This is a genomic window from Streptomyces sp. YJ-C3 (genome assembly GCF_053891275.1).
In genome coordinates, this window is sequence record NZ_CM132685.1 from 8,574,629 (window position 1) to 8,591,207 (window position 16,579).

Consider the following 16,579-nt stretch of genomic DNA (forward strand, 5'->3'; position numbering starts at 1 on the left):
ACTTCTTGACCGGACCCTTCCGTGACACTGGTCGAGCCAGCTGCCCGGGCCCGGCACACCCAAAGCGGGCGTTCCCGCCAGGGATATCCGGCAGGAATATGCGGGGGATGTGCGGGTACGAACATGCCGCAGCGCCCGGCGACACGATCAGCGTCAGCGGGCACCACGGCATTGTTCCTACGCGGCGGCAGCGCGTATCAGGACGCGAGAACCTCGTCGAGCAGGGCCTCGGCCTTGTCCTCGTTCGTGTTCTCCGCGAGAGCGAGCTCGCTCACCAGGATCTGGCGAGCCTTGGCGAGCATGCGCTTCTCACCCGCGGACAGTCCGCGCTCGCGCTCGCGACGCCACAGGTCACGCACGACTTCCGCGACCTTGATGACATCGCCCGAAGCGAGCTTCTCCAGGTTTGCCTTGTAACGGCGCGACCAGTTCGTGGGCTCCTCGGCGTACGGCGCGCGCAGTACCTCGAAGACCCGGTCGAGCCCGTCCTGACCGACCACATCACGCACGCCGACGAACTCCGCATTGTCCGCTGGCACACGTACCGTCAGGTCGCCCTGGGCGACCTTCAGCACCAAGTAGGTCTTGTCCACGCCTTTGATCTGGCGAGTTTCGATAGCCTCGATCAGCGCGGCCCCGTGATGGGGATAGACCACGGTGTCGCCAACCTTGAACGTCATGTGACAGGTACCCCTTCCGTGGCTATCCAGGGTAACACGGAAACGGCGGGTTCTGAATGGCGTTTTCGCAGGTCAGGGCATATCTCGGGGCTTGACAACAACAACAGGAACGTGCTGCGGAGGGGTAGCGGAGCACGGTATTCGCAGGTCGGAGCGGCTCTCCGGCGGAGCCGAAACACGTACGTTACGGCTGGCCGAACAGGGCCTCAAGGGGTCGAACGTCCCGGTTTGCGTAGTTCGAAGCGATGAACTTCCGCTACTCCGTTCGTGGACCCGGAGGTCCGTTCGAGACGAATCCGGAATTGATCACCGCGATTCCCGGCTCCGAGTGATCGTTTTTCCGGACCGTCATGCATTCCTCACCGGAAATCCGCACGAGCCGCTGGACTGCGGTTATGTGAATGATGAACAGGGTGCCAATGGTGACCGTGGGGAGTGCGGGGAGCACGGGGTGTTCCGCTGCCGTCCGGCGGTGCTCCGCACGCCGTGAAGGGGTCTTGGGGCGGGTCGGGTGCGATGACCTCGGAACGGCTCGGTAGCCTAAGGCCGCTGACAGTCCCTTAGGACGGCTTTACACACCTTGGATGCCGTCCGCTCCGCCCACGTTCAAGGAGATGCCGCCGCCGTGAGCAGCAGCCTTCGACGCGGCGCCCTCGCCGCCGCCGCCATCGCGTTCTCGATCGCCTCGCTCGCTGCGTGCGGTGCCGGCAGCAACGCCCAGACGCTCGAGGTCAAGCCGGACAACGCCGCGACCTCGGTCGGTGACATCAAGATCCAGAACGCCACCGTCATCACGCAGCCGGACCGTACGTCCAAGGGCCCGGCCGTGATCACCGCGACGCTCTTCAACAACGGCACCACGAACCAGACCCTCGACTCGGTCACGGTCGACGGTGTCGGCAAGACCGCGAAGCTGACGGGCGCCAAGGGTGGCTCGACCATCACGGTCCCGGCCGGCGGTTCGGTCGTCCTCGGCGGCAAGGGCAACGCCTCCGCCGAGCTGCCCAACAGCCGGACCGCGGTCCTCGACGGGAACGCCCAGGCGATCACGTTCGGGTTCAGCAAGACCGGTGACGTGAAGATGAAGGCGTTCGTGGTCCCGGCCGAGAGCTACTTCGAGAAGTGGGGGCCGAGCGAGATGCCGGCGACGCCGAGCACCTCGGCCTCGCCGTCCACCTCCGCCTCCGAGTCCGCGTCGGGCTCGCCGTCCCCGTCGGGCTCGGCTTCGGACACCGCGTCGCCGAACGCGGGCGCCACGGCGTCGGCCTCGCACAGCACCGCGGGCCACTGAGCCGGTAGCCACGCGTACAACGCCTGAGGGCGGACCCCGAGCGATCGGGGTCCGCCCTCAGGCGTTGTACGGGGCCGCGCAGGCGGCGGCCTACGGCTCGAACTTGTAGCCCAGGCCGCGCACCGTCACGAGGTAGCGCGGGGCCCCCGGGTCCGGCTCGATCTTGGCGCGCAGGCGCTTCACGTGGACGTCCAGGGTCTTGGTGTCGCCGACGTAGTCCGCGCCCCAGACCCGGTCGATGAGCTGCATACGGGTCAGGACGCGGCCCGCGTTGCGCAGCAGCATCTCCAGGAGGTCGAACTCCTTCAGCGGGAGGTCGACCTTGGAGCCGGAGACCGTGACGACGTGGCGGTCCACGTCCATCCGGACCGGGCCCGCCTCCAGGGCCTGCGGGGCGACCTCCTCGGGCTCGCCGCGGCGGCGCAGGACGGCCCGGATGCGGGCGACCAGTTCGCGGGAGGAGAAGGGCTTGGTGACGTAGTCGTCGGCTCCTATTTCGAGACCGACGACCTTGTCGATCTCGCTGTCCTTGGCGGTCACCATGATGACCGGGACGTTCGAGCGGCCGCGCAGCTGGCGGCAGACCTCCGTGCCGGGCAGGCCGGGCAGCATCAGGTCGAGCAGGACGAGGTCGGCGCCGTTGCGCTCGAACTCGTCGAGGCCGTCGGGCCCGGTGGCCGCGATGGCGACCTCGAAACCCTCCTTGCGGAGCATGTACGACAGGGCGTCGGAGAAGGACTCCTCGTCCTCTACGACGAGCACTCGGGTCACGGAAGGACCTCCGGGGCGGCAGGAATGGATTCGTATGCGGTTGTGTGGTCGGGCCCGTGTGCGTCGTCTTCGTCGCGTACGTCTCCGGGGCCTGTGGCTCGAAGGGTCTTCTGGGGACCGCGGGTGGCGGCCGCCTCGGGCAGCCGCAGCGTGAAGGTGGAGCCCTGTCCCTCGGAGCTCCACACCGTGACCTCGCCGCCGTGCGAGGCGGCCACGTGCTTGACGATGGCGAGGCCGAGGCCGGTGCCGCCGGTGGCCCGGGAGCGGGCCGGGTCGACGCGGTAGAAGCGCTCGAAGATGCGCTCCTTGTCCTTGTCGGAGATGCCGATGCCCTGGTCGGTGACGGCCACCTCTATGAGGTCCCCGCCGGGTGCGGTCACCCGGCGCGCGGCTATGCCCACGCGCGTGCGGGCCGGCGAGTAGTTGACCGCGTTCTCCACCAGGTTCCCGAGGGCGGCGGCGAGCTGGCCGCGGTTGCCCCAGATCTGCAGGTCGGCGGTGCCTCCCGCGGCCATGGTGATCTGTTTGGTGGCGGCGGGCTGGCGGCAGCGGTCGATGGCCTCGGCGACGAGCTCGTCGACGCGGACCGGTTCGGCGTCCTCCAGCGGGTCGTCGTTCTGCACCCGGGAGAGGTCGATGAGCTCCTGGACCAGGCTGGTCAGGCGGGTCGCCTCGATCTGCATGCGGCCGGCGAAGCGCTCGACGGCCTCGGGGTCGTCGGAGGCGTCCATGACCGCCTCGGAGAGCAGGGAGAGGGCGCCGACCGGGGTCTTCAGCTCATGGCTCACGTTGGCGACGAAGTCGCGCCGTACGGCCTCGATGCGCCGGGCCTCGGTGAGGTCCTCGACCAGCAGCAGCACGAGCCGGGAGCCGAGCGGGGCGACGCGGGCCGACACGGCCAGGGCGTCGCCGCGGCCCGTGCCGCGCCGGGGCAGGTCCAGCTCGACCTGGCGTATCTCGCCGTCGCGCCGGGTGTCGCGGGCCATCTGCAGCATCGGCTCGACCGCGAGCTTCCCGCCGCGGACGAGCCCGAGGGCATACGCCGCCGAGCTGGCCTTGACCACGCTGTCGCCCTCGTCGAGGACGACGGCGGAGGAGCGCAGGACCGAGAGGACCGTGTCGACACCGGGCGGAAGGACCGGGTCCGTGTGCAGGGAGGTGCGGGTGGGGCGCTTCTGGTCGCGTTCGCTCCAGCGGAACGCCAGCATGGCGATGACACCGGTGCACACTCCGGCGATCGCTGCTGCTGCGGCGACCGCCGCGTTCACGTCCATGTCTTCAGGTTATGCGGGGTGAGCCGGTCCTCCACAGCCGTCCGGGTGGTAGCTCGAACACTCGTCGCCCAGAGTTCACCTTGGATACGGGGTTGGTTCACTTGGGGTGCCGGATTCGGACGCGTACAGGGCCGAACGTGGGACCGTGGGGCTGATCCGGCCGCACGGAGAGAGAGGGAACGTTCGTATGCGTGACGCGTACCACGAGGAACTTGACTCGATCGGCGAGGGCCTGGTCGAGATGGCCCGCCTTGTCGGGTCGGCGATCGGGCGCGCCACCACGGCCATGCTCGACGCCGACCTGAAGCTCGCCGAGAGCGTGATCGCCGCCGATCAGAAGGTCGACGATCTGCAGCACGACCTGGAGGCGCGGGCCATAGCCCTGCTGGCGCGGCAGCAGCCGGTGGCGACCGATCTGCGGATCGTGGTCACCTCGCTGCGGATGAGCGCCGATCTGGAGCGGAGCGGGGACCTGGCGCAGCACGTCGCCAAGCTGGCGCGGCTGCGGTTCCCCGAGCGGGCCGTGCCGCACGACCTGCACGCGACCATCCTGGAGATGGGCCAGCTCGCGCAGCGTCTGATGGCGAAGGCCGCCGAGGTGATCATCACCAAGGACGTCGATCTGGCGATGCAGCTGGAGCAGGACGACGACGAGATGGACCAGCTGCACCGCACGCTCTTCCAGCACCTGATGGACGAGAAGTGGAAGCACGGCATCGAGACGGCCGTGGACGTGACGCTGCTGGGCCGCTACTACGAGCGGTTCGCCGACCACGCGGTCTCGGTCGCCAAGCGCGTCGTGTACCTGGTGACGGGTGAGCACGCGGACGAGGTGCAGGCGTCGGCCGCGGCCGTCGAGACCGCCTGACGGCACCTTCCGGTCCGTACGCCGGGGCCCCGCACCCCTGCCGGGTGCGGGGCCCCGCGGTGTCCGCCGGCGGGTCAGCCGCAGCAGCCGCCGCACTGGCACGGCGATCCCGACTGGCAGCCGCAGCCGCAGCCCGAGCCGCAGCCGCAGGCCCCGAGCAGCACCAACTGCGGGACGGGACGGCTCACTTGGACGGCGGCGACCGGCGCTTCGGGTGTCCGGTCGGGCCTGGGGGACTCGGCAGCCATGGGTTCCCTCCTCGGTGGCCTCCGCGGTGGAGTACCTCCCCCATTGCATGCCCAGCCGGACGGGCGCATCAACGGCGCATACGAGCGCGGCAGTTGACCACTGTGTGTCCAGCGGTGCCGATGGGGAGCAGGACGAGCACCGTTGCGGGTGCGAGTGCTTCGGCCGTCTTGGGCTGGCCGTCCGTTCGTCGCGGGCCCTACGGTGCGACGGTGACCCATGTGATCGTCCTCAACGGTGGCTCCAGCTCCGGCAAGTCGGGCATCGCCCGCTGCCTCCAGTCCCTGCTCCCCGGGCCCTGGCTCACGCTCGGCACCGACACTCTCGTCGACGCGCTGCCGTCGTCCGGCGCGGGCATCGACTTCGGGGCCGACGGCTCGGTGACCGTCGGGCCCGCGTTCCGCGAGGTGGAGGCCGCGTGGATCGCCGGGGTCGCCGCGATGGCGGCGGCCGGGGCGCGGGTCGTCGTGGACGAGGTGTTCCTGGGCGGCCCCGCCTCCCAGGACCGCTGGCGGACGGCCCTGCGGGGCCTGGACGTGCTGTGGGTCGGAGTGCGCTGCGACGCCGGGGTCGCGGCGGGCCGGGAGGTGGCCCGGGGCGACCGGGTCGCCGGGATGGCGGCGGCGCAGGCGGAGCTGGTGCACGAGGGCGTGACGTACGACGTCGTCGTCGACACGACGCGGACCGAGGCGCTGGAGTGTGCGCGGGAGATCGCGCGTCGCGTCGGCTGACGGCGACGGTCCCGGTACCGGTACCGGGACCAGGATTTCGGTACCGGTGGGGCCGGGGTCAGTCCTGGTGGACGACGTTCGTCCCCGGGCCGCCGGAGAGCGTGTCCCTGCCGGGGCCGCCGTACAGCCTGTCGTTGCCGCTGTTCCCGTACAGGGTGTCGTCGCCGCTGTTGCCGTACAGGACGTCGGCGCCCTTGCCGCCGTACAGGAAGTCGTTGCCGGTTCCGCCGTGGATCAGGTCGTCGCCGTCGTCGCCGGACAGGTTCTGGTCGGCCGCGCCCCCGTGGATGACGTCGTCGCCCGCGTCGCCGTGCACGGAGCTCGCGTCGCCGTCGGCGGTGAGCGCGTCGTCGCCCGCGCCGCCCTGCACGACGGCCCCGCCGCCGGCGGCGTGCACCGTGTCGGCGCCGTCGCCGCCGAGGACCACCGCGGCGGCGCCCACCGTGATGTCGTCGTCGCCCGCGCCGCCGAGCACGGCGTTGCCGTCGACGGTGCCGGTGTCGGTCAGCCGGTCGGCGCCTTCGCCGAGGCTGATCGAGGCGAAGTTGTAGGTCTGGCCGGTGGCGTTGTCGTAGCTGACGACGTCGTCGCCGTCGCCGAGGTCCAACTTCAGGGTGGCGTACGGGTCCTGGCTCTCCAGCGTGGTGACCGTGCAGGAGACCTTGGTGCGGTCCGCGCCGTCCGGGTACGCGCAGCCGGTCCCGGCGTCGACGGGGACGACGTCGTCGATCACATAGGTGATGTCCGCGGAGCCCTCGGTCCTGGAAGCCGTGACGGCCGCCTGGTTGGTCTGCCCGGCGGCGGCGGTGTAGACGGCGAAGTGGCCGCTGGAGTCGAGCGCGGCGGTGGCCGACGGGGTCGCGGCGGCGGCCGGGCCGCCGAGGACGGCCGGGGCGGCGAGCCCCGCGCCGAGAGCGAGGGTCAGCGTGGACGCGGCACGTAACGTCCGGCGGCCGATGAGGTGAGCGAGCATGACGAGCCTCCGTGGGGAGTGTGTGTCTCCGACGACCACAAGTGACTCGCCGAGGCGCCCCTTGGTTGCACCCCGCACATACGCCGCCGCGAGCTGCCCGCGCATGCTCTGACCTGTGCCGATGGGTGAATCTATGGCGGCAGTACATCTACTGGCCGGGCATGCTTCGACGGAAGTTCACGGGGCGTCGTGCTGCTCGGCCTACGCCCATGACGACTGCCCCGCCGGGTGCTTACTGGGAGCGGCGGCCGAGCACACAGAACTCGTTGCCCTCGGGGTCCGCCATGACCACCCACGGCTGCTCCCCCTGGCCGATGTCCACACGCCGGGCGCCGAGACCTTCGAGGCGGGCCACCTCGGCGTCCTGGTCGTCGGGCACGAAGTCGAGGTGCAGCCGGCTCTTGGACTTCTTGCTCTCCTCCAGCAGGACGAACTCCAGCCCCGGCCGGCGATCCTGCTCCGGGCGGATCGCGAACTCCACGTCAGAGGTGTGGACGACAACCCAACCCAGCGCGTCGGCCCACCACTTGCCCAGGGCCTCCGGGTCCTCGGCGTGAACGATCACGTTGTGCCATTCCAAGGTCATCAGCCGAGCCTAGGCTCACCGGGGCCGTCCGCGCAGCGCAGTATTGCCAGTTGATGCCGGACCGCGGCGGTCACCCTGCGTTCGTCGTCGGTGGCGAGCAGGTCGAGCAGGGCCCCGCGCAGGACCGCCAGCGTCAGGGTGCGGCGGGCGGCACCGTCCTCTCCCCCGCGTTCCGGCTGCGGTTGGCAGGCGGCCAGCACGTCGAGCCAGTCGTCCACGGTGGCCTTGGCGAACCCGGCCCAGGGGCCGTCGGGCTCGACGAGGGAGCGGGCGTACGCCTCGGCCCACAGCCGCAGCAGCGGGCGGTGCTCCTCGGCACTGAGCCATCCCCACACCTGCTCGGCCGCGGGAACCAGGCCGACCGGGCCGTCGGCCGGGCGCAGGCTCGCGAGGAGCGCCAGTTCGTCGGTGCGGGCCCGCTCCAGCAGCGCTCGCACGAGTCCGTCCTTGTTGCCGAAGAGGAACATCAGCACGCGGGTGCTGGAGCCGATGGCCTCGGCCAGCGGGCGCAGCGACAGATCGGCCAGGCCGTGCGCGAGCGCGTACTCGTAGGCGGCTTCGAGCAACTGGGTCTGGCGTGCGGACGGGTTTGCCGTCTTCGGGGGCATGGTCCTAGCCTAAGCCAACTGACACAGTCGTGTCAGTAATGTAGAGCAACACATGGTTCCGGAGAGTGCGCAATGCCCAAGGAAGCCCCTCAGCGGCAGGCCGTGATCCGCCGCGCCGACCGTCCTGGCGACCTGGGCTGGGTGGTGATGGCCCACGGCGAGCTGTACGCGCGGCAGTTCGGCTTCAGCACCGATTTCGAGGCTCTGGTGGCCAAGATCGTCGGCGACTACGCGGCCAAGCACTCCCCGGCCGGCGAGGCGGCCTGGATCGCCGAGGTCGACGGCGAACGCGCGGGCTGCGTCTTCCTGGTCGCCGACGACCGGCCGCGAGTGGCCAAGCTGCGCGTCCTGCTCGTCACCCCGGCCGCCCGGGGACTCGGCCTCGGCACCCGCCTCGTCGAACAGTCCCTCGCCTTCGCCCGCGAGGCCGGCTACCGGCAGGTGACCCTGTGGACCACCGACAACCTGGTCTCGGCCCGCCGGATCTACGAGCACTTCGGCTTCACCCTCACGACCGAGGAACCCCACGCCGGTTTCGGCCGCGCTCTCGTGGGCCAGCACTGGGATCTCGACCTCTGAGGCGACCCTGGGAGCTGCTCCTGCTGAGGGCTTGCCGGATGCGCGCGCCACCGCGGCATCACATCCCCTCCCCACCACGCATGTCGAAGGCCCCTGACCGATGGTGCTGGTCAGGGGCCTTCAACACGCGCGGTGCCCGTCGATGGCGGCCGTTCCCCGCCGGGCCCTGGTCTACCGGGCACGGATGCGGCACGGTCGCCCCTCGCGGGCGCAGCTCAATTCGTGTGAGTCCGACCGTCGCGGACCCACGTCACCATGGTCAGGGCCGCGGTGACGAACATGAGAACGCTGAAGGTGGCGACGGATTGGACGTACTGCTCATAGCCGTTTGCACGGAGCTGGAGCGCGAGGGAACCGAGTGCGGTTCCGAGCATGGCGGTCACGGCGGCCATGGCGACGAACGGGCCCTTCGTCATTGGTACTTCCCCCAAGCCAAGAGACGACTGATCACCCTTGAGGCTACCTGTCCCCATGCCGGGAGTACCTGCCAAAGCCCCCGCCCCGCGAAGAACTCGCAGGTCGGGGGCTTTGGGTGTCGGGCTACTTCTTCTTGCCCTGATTCTTGACCGCCTCGATCGCCGCCGCGGCCGCGTCCGGGTCCAGGTACGTGCCGCCCGGCTTCACCGGCTTGAAGTCGGCGTCGAGCTCGTAGGAGAGCGGGATGCCCGTCGGGATGTTCAGGCCGGCGATGTCCGCGTCGGAGATGCCGTCGAGGTGCTTGACCAGGGCGCGGAGCGAGTTGCCGTGGGCCGCGACCAGGACCGTCTTGCCGGTGAGGAGGTCGGGGACGATGCCGTCGAACCAGTACGGGAGCATGCGGACGACGACGTCCTTGAGGCACTCCGTCTGCGGGCGCAGCTCCGGCGGGAGGGTCGCGTAGCGCGGGTCCTCGAACTGGGAGTACTCGGCGTCGCGGTCGAGCGGCGGCGGCGGGGTGTCGTAGGAGCGGCGCCACAGCATGAACTGCTCCTCGCCGAACTCGGCGAGGGTCTGCGCCTTGTCCTTGCCCTGCAGGGCGCCGTAGTGGCGCTCGTTCAGGCGCCAGCTGCGGTGGACGGGGATCCAGTGGCGGTCGGCGGACTCCAGCGCCAGCTGGGCCGTGCGGATCGCGCGCTTCTGGAGCGAGGTGTGGACCACGTCGGGGAGCAGGCCGGCGTCCTTGAGCAGCTCACCGCCGCGGACCGCCTCCTTCTCGCCCTTCTCGTTCAGGTTGACGTCCACCCAGCCGGTGAACAGGTTCTTCGCGTTCCATTCGCTCTCGCCGTGGCGGAGGAGGATCAGCTTGTACGGTGCGTCGGCCATGGTGCCGAGCCTAATCGACCGCCCTCGTCGCCGCCGATTGACGGTGGTCGTCAATTGAGTGGCCCCCTCACATACCCCGGTCGTAAGTTACGTATGCCTGCCACACCGCTTACATAGACCCCGGGGGATGCACCCATGTCAGTCGCCGCGCTCAGACGTGCCGCCAAGGACTCTGTCGCCGGGCTCCCCCGCGAGTTCTGGTGGCTGTGGACCAGCACGCTGGTCAACCGGCTCGGCGGCTTCGTCCTGACCTTCCTCGCGCTGTACCTGACCGCGCAGCGCGGCTTCTCGGCGGCGTACGCGGGGCTCGTCGCCTCGCTCATCGGGCTCGGCGGCGTCATCGCCTCGATGCTGGGCGGGGTGCTCGCCGACCGGCTCGGGCGGCGGCCGACCCTGCTCGGCGCCCAGCTCGCCACCGCCGTGACCGTCGCCGTCCTGGCCTTCGTGCGCGACCCGGTCGGCATCGCCGTCACGGGCTTCGTGCTCGGTCTCGCCTCGAACGCGTCGCGGCCCGCGATCCAGGCGATGATGGCCGACATCGTGCGTCCCGAGGACCGGGTGCGGGCGTTCTCCCTGAACTACTGGGCGATCAACCTCGGGTTCGCGGTCTCCTCGGTCTACGCCGGTTTCCTCGTCGCCCAGAGCTACACCTTCGGGTTCCTCGTCGAGGCCGGGATGACCCTCGCGTGCGCCTGCGTCGTCTTCGCGAAGGTCAAGGAGTCGCGGCCGGAGCGCACCGCGGTGTCCGGCGTTCCCGCGCCGCCCGTCACCATGGGCACGGTGCTGCGCGACGGCCGCTTCATGCTGATGGTCGGCCTGTCCTTCCTCGTCGCCGTCGTCTTCACGCAGAGCTCGGTGGGGCTGCCGATCGTCATGGGCGAGACCGGGTTCTCCAGTGCGGACGTGGGGCTCGTCGCCGCGGTCAACGGCGTCGTGATCGTCGCCCTGCAGATCCCGCTCACCCGGTTCATCGAGCGGCGCGACCCCGGCCGGCTGCTCGCCGTCTCCTCGCTCCTCATCGGCTACGGCTTCGCCCTCACCGCCTTCGCCGGGTCGCTGGCCGCGTACGCGCTGACCGTCGTGGTGTGGACCCTGGGCGAGATGATCAACGCGCCGACCCAGTCCGGCCTCGTCGCCCGGCTCGCGCCCGCCGAGGGCCGGGGCCGCTACCAGGGCGTCTACACGATGTCGTGGTCGGCGGCCGCGCTGGTCGCCCCGCTGGCCGGCGGCTGGGTGCTCGACTCCGCCGGGGCCGGCTGGCTGTGGGCGGGGTGCGCGGCGCTCGGCACGGTGACCGCGTTCGGGTACTGGATGCTGATGCGGGGCCTGCCCGCGCAGGAGTCCGCGCAGGTCGCGGCGGTGCCCCGGATCGTGGAGAACGCCCCGGCTTGACGCGGCAGTCGGGCGGGTACGGAACCGTACATGTCCGAAGTCTCCAGGACCGACGAAGCGCCCAGAACCCTCGTGGGCGGCGTCGAAGTCGACGTGCCCAACAGCATTCCCGCGATCCGTGCGGCGCTCCCCACGCGGCGCCGCACGGAGTTCGACAAGGCCATCAACGCGGCCGGGGTCGACGAGATCCACGCCGTCATGCGGCACTGGATGCTGGAGGCCGTGCCCGACCCCGAGGCCGACGCGATCCTGGCCCGGCTCGCCCGCGACGAGGCGGAGAGGCGGGGCCCGGCTTGAGCCGTCGCCGCAGGCGCAGTGCCTGCCGAATCGCGTACGCCCCGCCCGCCGACGACACGCTGGCCAAGATGAGAGACGCCGACGCGTTCCGCACCGAGATGGCCCGCACCCTCGCCCACGACCCGTACGGGCACGGCTCCAGCTCGGTGGCCGGTGAGCGCGACCGCCGCGAGGCGACGATCGGCGGGGCGATCGTCCTGTACTACGTCTCGGGGACCGTGCTCACCGTGACCGTCGTGCGGATGGTCGCGCTCGGCTAGCCCAGCGGGAGCTCGCGTTGGGCCTCGTACAGGTTGCGCGGGCGGACCACGTCCGTCGTCCCGTACAGCTCCAGGCGGGAGCCCAGGTCACCCGTGAAGTCGGGGACGTCGGTCTGGTCGAACTCGCGGACCGTGTTGATGCCGACCGTCGCGCTCCACGGCGCGAGTTCGTCGATCCGCATCAGTCCCGCCCGCTCATTGGTGACCCTGATGTTCCAGTGGGTGAAGCGCGCCCCGAACAGCGGACCGGCGGACGCGTCGCCGCCGTGCCGGCCGTTGTTGTTCACGGTGATGTCCGTGCGGACGCATCCGAACGGCATGCCGCGGTGCGAGTCGAAGGTCCCCATCTCCATCACGCCGCGCGACCAGACGTTGTACGAGGACAGGCCCTCCACGTTGATGCCGTGCAGCTGTGTGCCGGAGGGGGCCGGGACCGTGCGGTCGGCGACGGTGAAGTCCTCGATCAGGTTGTCGTGCGCGCCCTCGCGGCAGAAGTACGGGTGGTGCGCGCCGCGTCCGCCGACCTTCGTGCGGCGCAGGGTCGAGGCCGAGGCGGCGACGAGGCCGAAGCCGTTGTCGACGTTCCACACCGTGACGTCGTCGACCCAGCAGTCGTACGTGCACTGGAGCGTGACGCCGTTGTAGCCCTTGTCGAGCAGGTGCGGCGCCTGCGGGGTCTCGACGGCTTCGAGGGTCAGGCCTTCAACTCCCGCGCCGGTCAGGGCCGTTACGTGGGTGGTGATCCGCGGGTCCCACTCGGGGCGTACGTCGAGGGGCAGCGGGCGCTCGAAGGTGACCCGGCTCCCCCGCACCGAGGCGATCCGCACCGGCCACTCGTAGGGGACGTACGAGGTCAGCTTGGTCTTGTCGTCCCAGTAGTAGGCCTCGGGGCCCGGGCCGCCGCCCGCCATGTGCTCCAGGAGCGTGTGGTCCGCGTCGTCGGCGAGCCGGAGCAGGACCAGGTCGCCCTTGCGCAGTTCCCCGGCGTCCGCGACCGTCACCGACCAGGAGCCGCGCCGGGCCGGTGCGACGGTCGTCAGGGTCCGCCACTCGTCGCGCTTGTTGCCGGTCCAGCCCTCGAAGGGCCAGGCCTTCGCCCTGATGGCGTCCGTGAGCGTACGGAACCGGTCCTCGGGGCAGAGCCAGACCAGGCCGCCCGCCCAGGACCAGGAGGACTTGTCGCCGCCGTAGCGGGAACCGTAGACGCCGATGAGTTCGGTGAGGTTCCTGGTCGCGTGGAGCTTCGTGCGGTCGCTGCACGCGCCCTTGAGGACCACGTCGTCGTGGCCGATGTGGATCAGGCCGTCGATGCGGTACGTGCCCGGACTCAGGAGCACCGTGCCCCCGCCGGCCCTTCCGGCAGCGGCGAGGGCACGGTTGATCGCGGGGGCGCAGTCGGTCGTGCCGTCGGCGACCGCGCCGTAGGACTCGGCCCGCAGGACGCGGCCCGGGCGTGCGAGGCGGCGGCCCGTGCGGTGTCCGGCGCGGCCGACGTACGGGATCTGCGGGTGGGTGAAGGGAGCCTTGGTGAACTCGCGCCAGATGGGCGGGACGTGGCCCTGGCCGGCGGTGCCGCCCGCGCTCGCGGCGGAGGGGCCGGCTCCGATTCCGGTGACGGCGGTGGCCGCCACCGCGATCGCCCCGCCCAGCACGCCGCGTCTCCTGAGGTCCCGCACCGCTGCCACCCTTCACCGACGTACAGATATATGAACGACGTTCACGTGAGTGCCGGGCGCGAGCATGCCACGTGGGCCGCGGGCGCGGAAGAGGTCGGACGGCAGTCGATCGGGGTGGCGGGTCGGGCTACTTGGAAGGGCGCTCGATCAGATGCGTGAACGCGTCCAGGTTGCGCGTGGATTCGCCGCGCGAGACCCGCCACGCGTACTCCCTGCGGATCGCGGTCGCGAAACCGAGCTCCAGGAGGGTGTTGAACGCGCCGTCGGCCGCTTCGAGTACCGAGCCGAGCAGCCGGTCGAGCTCGTCGGGCGTGACGGCGGCGAGCGGGAGCTTGCCGGTCAAGTAGACGTCGCCGAGCTGGTCGACCGCGTAACTCACGCCGTACAGGCGGAGGTTGCGCTCCAGGAGCCAGCGGTGGACGCCGGCCTCGTTCTCGTCCGGGTGGCGGATCACGAAGGCGTTCAGGGACAGGCTGTGACGGCCCAGGCGCAGCGAGAGCGTCGTGGAGAGCTTGCGGGTGCCGGGCAGCTTGACGACGTACGAGCCCTGCTCCGGGCTCTCCCACTCCAGCTCGGCGTCCTTGAGCGTGGCCTCGACGATCTCGGCGGCGGTGGGGTGGTCAGCCAGGTGGTCAGCCATGGTGCGAGGGTACGTGACGGCGGTGTTCCTGCATGGCGGCGGTGTACACGTCGGCCGTCGCGGACGCGGCCGTGTCCCAGCCGAAGGACTGGGCGTGCCGGGCGGCCGCGGCCCCCATGCTGTCCACCAGGTGGGGGTGGTCGGCGAACTCGCGCAGCACGCGCGCGTAGCGGGCAGGTTCGTGGCCGTCGACCAGGAAGCCGGTCGTCTCGTGCCGCACGGCTACGGGCAGACCGCCCACGGACGCGGCCAGGACGGGCGTCCCGGCGGCCTGCGCCTCGATCGCGACGAGCCCGAACGACTCGTTGTAGGACGGCATCACCAGGAGGGAGGCGGCGCGGAACCAGTCCGCGAGCTGGTCCTGGCCGACCGGCGGGTGGAAGCGGACGACGTCCGCGATGCCGAGCCGGGCGGCGAGCTTCTGCAGGGCGGCGGGCTTGGCGAGGCCGCTGCCGCTGGGGCCGCCGACCACCGGGACGACGATCCGCGAGCGCAGCTCGGGCCGCTCGTCGAGCAGGACGGCGACGGCCTTGAGCAGGATGTCGGGAGCCTTGAGCGGCTGGATGCGGCCCGCGAAGAGGGGCACGAGCGCGTCCTGGGGCAGGCCGAGGCGGGCCCGGGCGGCGGCCCGTCCGTCGCCGATCCTGAACCGCTCCAGGTTCACGCCGGGGTGGACGACCGCGACCTTGCCGGGGTCGGCCTCGTAGTGGCGGACGAGCTCGTCGGCCTCTTCGGCGGTGTTCGCGATGAGCCGGTCGGCGGCGCGCACGATCTGGGTCTCGCCGATCACGCGGGCGGCGGGCTCGGGGGTGTCGCCCTCGGCCAGCGCCGCGTTCTTGACCTTGGCCATGGTGTGCATGGCGTGCACGAGCGGCACGCCCCAGCGCTCGGCGGCCAGCCAGCCGACGTGCCCGGACAGCCAGTAGTGCGAGTGCACGAGGTCGTAGTGCCCGGGGCGGTGGCCCGCCCACGCCTGCATCACGCCATGGGTGAAGGCGCACAGCTGGGCCGGCAGCTCCTCCTTGGCGAGGCCCTCGTAGGGGCCCGCGTCCACGTGGCGGACCAGGACGCCGGGGGCGAGCTCGACCTCGGGAGGCAGCCCGCCCGTGGTGGCGCGCGTGAAGATCTCGACTTCCACGTTGATCGCGGCGAGGCGCTTGGCCAGCTCCACGATGTAGACGTTCATCCCGCCCGCGTCGCCCGTGCCGGGCTGGTGCAGCGGTGAGGTGTGCACGCTGAGCATGGCGATCCGGCGGGGGCGCCGGTGGCCACCGGGAAACCTCAGCCGGGCCGGAGCCGCCCCGGAGCGGCGGAACCTGGTCACGTACTGGCTCACGTGGCGGGCCCTCCTTGGTAGGGCGAACAAGCGGTACAGCGGGCACGGCTCGAAGAGGGCGCAGGCCCTCTTCCAAGGGCGGCAACGCCGGAGGACGCCCCTCCATTTCCAGTTTGCCGAATCATTACCGTTCGGGCCTCAACCAAAGTCGCTCCCCGCGCAGCGCATACCCTCGTATCCATGGCCCCGCGTACCCCCTCTCGCCCCGTGGGAACAGTGACGCGAGGCACCACCAACCCCAACCGGCTCCGCCGCATGGACCGCTGGATCGCGGCCGTGCACGGGGCCGCGCTGCGGCGCGCGGACGACCCGGTGGCGGTCGACCTCGGCTACGGGGCGGCGCCCTGGACGGCCGTGGAGCTGCTGGCCCGGCTGCGCGGGGCCGCGCCCCGCACCCGCGTGGTCGGCATCGAGATCGAACCGGCCCGGGTCGCGGCCGCGAAGCCGTACGAGAGGGAGGGGCTCACCTTCCGGCACGGCGGCTTCGAGCTGCCCCTGGCGGCGCCGCCGGTGCTGATCCGCGCCGCGAACGTGCTGCGCCAGTACGACGAGGAGCAGGTCGCCGGGGTCTGGGAGCGGCTGTGCGGGCGGCTCGCGCCGGACGGCCTGCTGGTGGAGGGCACCTGCGACGAGATCGGGCGGCGGCACGTGTGGGTGGCGCTGGGTCCGCGGGGTCCGCGCACGGTGACGTTCGCGACCCGCCTCGGCTCCCTGCACACCCCGTCCGATCTGGCCGAGCGCCTGCCGAAGGCGCTGATCCACCGCAATGTCCCCGGCGAGCCGGTGCACGCGTTCCTGCGGGACTTCGACCGCGCGTGGGCGGCGGCCGCGCCCTACGCCTCCTACGGGGCACGGCAGCGCTGGATCCGTACGGCACGGGCTCTGACGGCCGACTGGCCGGTGGTGGACGGCCCCGCGCGGTGGCGCCAGGGCGAACTGACGCTGACCTGGGACGCGTTGGCGCCCCGCGCGTAGTTCACCCACCGATGGGCAGTCGGTAACCGCTCGCCGGGAACGATCACAGGGCGCCGTTCGTCACATCGTGCGGGGTCTGTCGTATTCGGCGCGC

General features: G+C 71.2%; 20 protein-coding genes. 8 read left to right on the plus strand and 12 right to left on the minus strand.

The window, feature by feature from the left end:
* Nucleotides 1–197: 197 nt before the first annotated feature.
* On the minus strand, nucleotides 198–680 hold the full coding sequence (locus tag ACVHNB_RS38840; protein WP_003953493.1) for a CarD family transcriptional regulator: 483 nt from the start codon (nucleotides 678–680) through the stop codon (nucleotides 198–200).
* Between the two features lie 625 nt (nucleotides 681–1,305).
* On the opposite strand from ACVHNB_RS38840, the gene ACVHNB_RS38845 reads away from it, so the two are divergent.
* Nucleotides 1,306–1,971, plus strand: a complete 666-nt coding sequence (locus tag ACVHNB_RS38845; RefSeq protein ID WP_456226979.1) for a DUF461 domain-containing protein — start codon at nucleotides 1,306–1,308, stop codon at nucleotides 1,969–1,971.
* A 90-nt stretch (nucleotides 1,972–2,061) separates the two neighbouring features.
* Here the strand turns inward: ACVHNB_RS38845 and ACVHNB_RS38850 are convergent, their stop codons facing one another.
* Together ACVHNB_RS38850 and ACVHNB_RS38855 are read right to left on the minus strand one after the other, a co-directional pair.
* Nucleotides 2,062–2,742, minus strand: a complete 681-nt coding sequence (locus ACVHNB_RS38850) for a response regulator transcription factor (RefSeq protein WP_018527980.1) — start codon at nucleotides 2,740–2,742, stop codon at nucleotides 2,062–2,064.
* Nucleotides 2,739–4,016: a sensor histidine kinase gene (locus ACVHNB_RS38855; RefSeq protein ID WP_428953889.1), complete on the minus strand. Its 1,278-nt coding sequence runs from the start codon at nucleotides 4,014–4,016 to the stop codon at nucleotides 2,739–2,741. The genes ACVHNB_RS38850 and ACVHNB_RS38855 overlap by 4 nt, the downstream gene beginning before the upstream one ends.
* 187 nt (nucleotides 4,017–4,203) lie before the next feature.
* Between ACVHNB_RS38855 and phoU the strand changes: the two genes are divergently transcribed.
* Nucleotides 4,204–4,884 carry a phosphate signaling complex protein PhoU gene (gene phoU, locus ACVHNB_RS38860; protein ID WP_428953888.1) on the plus strand — a complete coding sequence of 227 codons (681 nt, stop codon included), beginning with the start codon at nucleotides 4,204–4,206 and terminating at the stop codon, nucleotides 4,882–4,884.
* A gap of 74 nt (nucleotides 4,885–4,958) precedes the next feature.
* On the opposite strand, the gene ACVHNB_RS38865 is transcribed toward phoU, so the two are convergent.
* A complete protein-coding gene (locus ACVHNB_RS38865) occupies nucleotides 4,959–5,132 on the minus strand; it encodes a hypothetical protein (RefSeq protein WP_428953887.1) in 174 nt (57 codons plus the stop codon).
* Between the two features lie 219 nt (nucleotides 5,133–5,351).
* Between ACVHNB_RS38865 and cpt the strand changes: the two genes are divergently transcribed.
* A complete protein-coding gene (cpt, locus tag ACVHNB_RS38870) occupies nucleotides 5,352–5,861 on the plus strand; it encodes a chloramphenicol phosphotransferase CPT (RefSeq protein ID WP_428957625.1) in 510 nt (169 codons plus the stop codon).
* Nucleotides 5,862–5,919: 58 nt separating this feature from the next.
* Here cpt and ACVHNB_RS38875 read toward each other — a convergent pair whose 3' ends face one another.
* From ACVHNB_RS38875 to ACVHNB_RS38885, 3 genes are all read right to left on the minus strand, one after another.
* Complete coding sequence (locus ACVHNB_RS38875) at nucleotides 5,920–6,834, minus strand: calcium-binding protein (RefSeq protein ID WP_456226980.1); 915 nt, start codon at nucleotides 6,832–6,834, stop codon at nucleotides 5,920–5,922.
* Between the two features lie 232 nt (nucleotides 6,835–7,066).
* Nucleotides 7,067–7,420: a VOC family protein gene (locus ACVHNB_RS38880; protein ID WP_456226981.1), complete on the minus strand. Its 354-nt coding sequence runs from the start codon at nucleotides 7,418–7,420 to the stop codon at nucleotides 7,067–7,069.
* Complete coding sequence (locus ACVHNB_RS38885; RefSeq protein WP_428953884.1) at nucleotides 7,420–8,028, minus strand: TetR/AcrR family transcriptional regulator; 609 nt, start codon at nucleotides 8,026–8,028, stop codon at nucleotides 7,420–7,422. Before ACVHNB_RS38885 ends, ACVHNB_RS38880 begins: the two co-directional genes overlap by 1 nt.
* A gap of 72 nt (nucleotides 8,029–8,100) precedes the next feature.
* Here ACVHNB_RS38885 and ACVHNB_RS38890 point away from each other — a divergent pair, with 72 nt between their 5' ends.
* Complete coding sequence (locus tag ACVHNB_RS38890) at nucleotides 8,101–8,607, plus strand: GNAT family N-acetyltransferase (RefSeq protein WP_456226982.1); 507 nt, start codon at nucleotides 8,101–8,103, stop codon at nucleotides 8,605–8,607.
* A gap of 215 nt (nucleotides 8,608–8,822) precedes the next feature.
* On the opposite strand, the gene ACVHNB_RS38895 is transcribed toward ACVHNB_RS38890, so the two are convergent.
* Nucleotides 8,823–9,023, minus strand: coding sequence for an SCO3870 family protein (locus tag ACVHNB_RS38895; RefSeq protein ID WP_428953881.1), 201 nt, complete (start codon nucleotides 9,021–9,023; stop codon nucleotides 8,823–8,825).
* 124 nt (nucleotides 9,024–9,147) lie between these two features.
* Entirely contained in the window at nucleotides 9,148–9,909 is a 762-nt protein-coding gene (locus ACVHNB_RS38900) for a phosphoglyceromutase (RefSeq protein WP_428953875.1), read from the minus strand.
* 135 nt (nucleotides 9,910–10,044) lie between these two features.
* Between ACVHNB_RS38900 and ACVHNB_RS38905 the strand changes: the two genes are divergently transcribed.
* The 3 genes from ACVHNB_RS38905 (at nucleotide 10,045) to ACVHNB_RS38915 (ending at nucleotide 11,858) form a co-directional block, all read left to right on the plus strand.
* Entirely contained in the window at nucleotides 10,045–11,301 is a 1,257-nt protein-coding gene (locus ACVHNB_RS38905) for an MDR family MFS transporter (RefSeq protein ID WP_428953874.1), read from the plus strand.
* A gap of 30 nt (nucleotides 11,302–11,331) precedes the next feature.
* Nucleotides 11,332–11,598 carry a hypothetical protein gene (locus tag ACVHNB_RS38910; RefSeq protein ID WP_428953873.1) on the plus strand — a complete coding sequence of 89 codons (267 nt, stop codon included), beginning with the start codon at nucleotides 11,332–11,334 and terminating at the stop codon, nucleotides 11,596–11,598.
* 68 nt (nucleotides 11,599–11,666) lie between these two features.
* Nucleotides 11,667–11,858, plus strand: coding sequence for a hypothetical protein (locus ACVHNB_RS38915; RefSeq protein ID WP_428953872.1), 192 nt, complete (start codon nucleotides 11,667–11,669; stop codon nucleotides 11,856–11,858).
* Here the strand turns inward: ACVHNB_RS38915 and ACVHNB_RS38920 are convergent.
* From ACVHNB_RS38920 to mshA, 3 genes are all read right to left on the minus strand, one after another.
* Complete coding sequence (locus tag ACVHNB_RS38920) at nucleotides 11,855–13,510, minus strand: glycosyl hydrolase family 28-related protein (RefSeq protein WP_456226983.1); 1,656 nt, start codon at nucleotides 13,508–13,510, stop codon at nucleotides 11,855–11,857. The two genes, ACVHNB_RS38915 and ACVHNB_RS38920, sit on opposite strands and share 4 nt — an antisense overlap.
* A 151-nt stretch (nucleotides 13,511–13,661) precedes the next feature.
* Nucleotides 13,662–14,174 carry a type III secretion system chaperone family protein gene (locus tag ACVHNB_RS38925; protein ID WP_428953870.1) on the minus strand — a complete coding sequence of 171 codons (513 nt, stop codon included), beginning with the start codon at nucleotides 14,172–14,174 and terminating at the stop codon, nucleotides 13,662–13,664.
* On the minus strand, nucleotides 14,167–15,510 hold the full coding sequence (mshA, locus tag ACVHNB_RS38930; protein ID WP_428953869.1) for a D-inositol-3-phosphate glycosyltransferase: 1,344 nt from the start codon (nucleotides 15,508–15,510) through the stop codon (nucleotides 14,167–14,169). The genes ACVHNB_RS38925 and mshA overlap by 8 nt, the downstream gene beginning before the upstream one ends.
* 180 nt (nucleotides 15,511–15,690) lie before the next feature.
* Here mshA and ACVHNB_RS38935 point away from each other — a divergent pair, with 180 nt between their 5' ends.
* On the plus strand, nucleotides 15,691–16,485 hold the full coding sequence (locus ACVHNB_RS38935; RefSeq protein WP_428953868.1) for a methyltransferase domain-containing protein: 795 nt from the start codon (nucleotides 15,691–15,693) through the stop codon (nucleotides 16,483–16,485).
* Nucleotides 16,486–16,579 lie beyond the last annotated feature (94 nt).

Coding starts and splice junctions, on each gene's coding strand:
- ACVHNB_RS38885 (WP_428953884.1), bottom strand. CDS start 8,028: ATGCCCCCGAAGACGGCAAACCCGTCCGCACGCCAGACCCAGTTGCTC.
- ACVHNB_RS38925 (WP_428953870.1), bottom strand. CDS start 14,174: ATGGCTGACCACCTGGCTGACCACCCCACCGCCGCCGAGATCGTCGAG.
- ACVHNB_RS38890 (WP_456226982.1), top strand. CDS start 8,101: ATGCCCAAGGAAGCCCCTCAGCGGCAGGCCGTGATCCGCCGCGCCGAC.
- ACVHNB_RS38880 (WP_456226981.1), bottom strand. CDS start 7,420: ATGACCTTGGAATGGCACAACGTGATCGTTCACGCCGAGGACCCGGAG.
- ACVHNB_RS38840 (WP_003953493.1), bottom strand. CDS start 680: ATGACGTTCAAGGTTGGCGACACCGTGGTCTATCCCCATCACGGGGCC.
- ACVHNB_RS38900 (WP_428953875.1), bottom strand. CDS start 9,909: ATGGCCGACGCACCGTACAAGCTGATCCTCCTCCGCCACGGCGAGAGC.
- ACVHNB_RS38905 (WP_428953874.1), top strand. CDS start 10,045: ATGTCAGTCGCCGCGCTCAGACGTGCCGCCAAGGACTCTGTCGCCGGG.
- ACVHNB_RS38915 (WP_428953872.1), top strand. CDS start 11,667: ATGAGAGACGCCGACGCGTTCCGCACCGAGATGGCCCGCACCCTCGCC.
- phoU (WP_428953888.1), top strand. CDS start 4,204: ATGCGTGACGCGTACCACGAGGAACTTGACTCGATCGGCGAGGGCCTG.
- ACVHNB_RS38865 (WP_428953887.1), bottom strand. CDS start 5,132: ATGGCTGCCGAGTCCCCCAGGCCCGACCGGACACCCGAAGCGCCGGTC.
- ACVHNB_RS38875 (WP_456226980.1), bottom strand. CDS start 6,834: ATGCTCGCTCACCTCATCGGCCGCCGGACGTTACGTGCCGCGTCCACG.
- ACVHNB_RS38935 (WP_428953868.1), top strand. CDS start 15,691: ATGGCCCCGCGTACCCCCTCTCGCCCCGTGGGAACAGTGACGCGAGGC.
- ACVHNB_RS38855 (WP_428953889.1), bottom strand. CDS start 4,016: ATGGACGTGAACGCGGCGGTCGCCGCAGCAGCAGCGATCGCCGGAGTG.
- ACVHNB_RS38910 (WP_428953873.1), top strand. CDS start 11,332: ATGTCCGAAGTCTCCAGGACCGACGAAGCGCCCAGAACCCTCGTGGGC.
- ACVHNB_RS38895 (WP_428953881.1), bottom strand. CDS start 9,023: ATGACGAAGGGCCCGTTCGTCGCCATGGCCGCCGTGACCGCCATGCTC.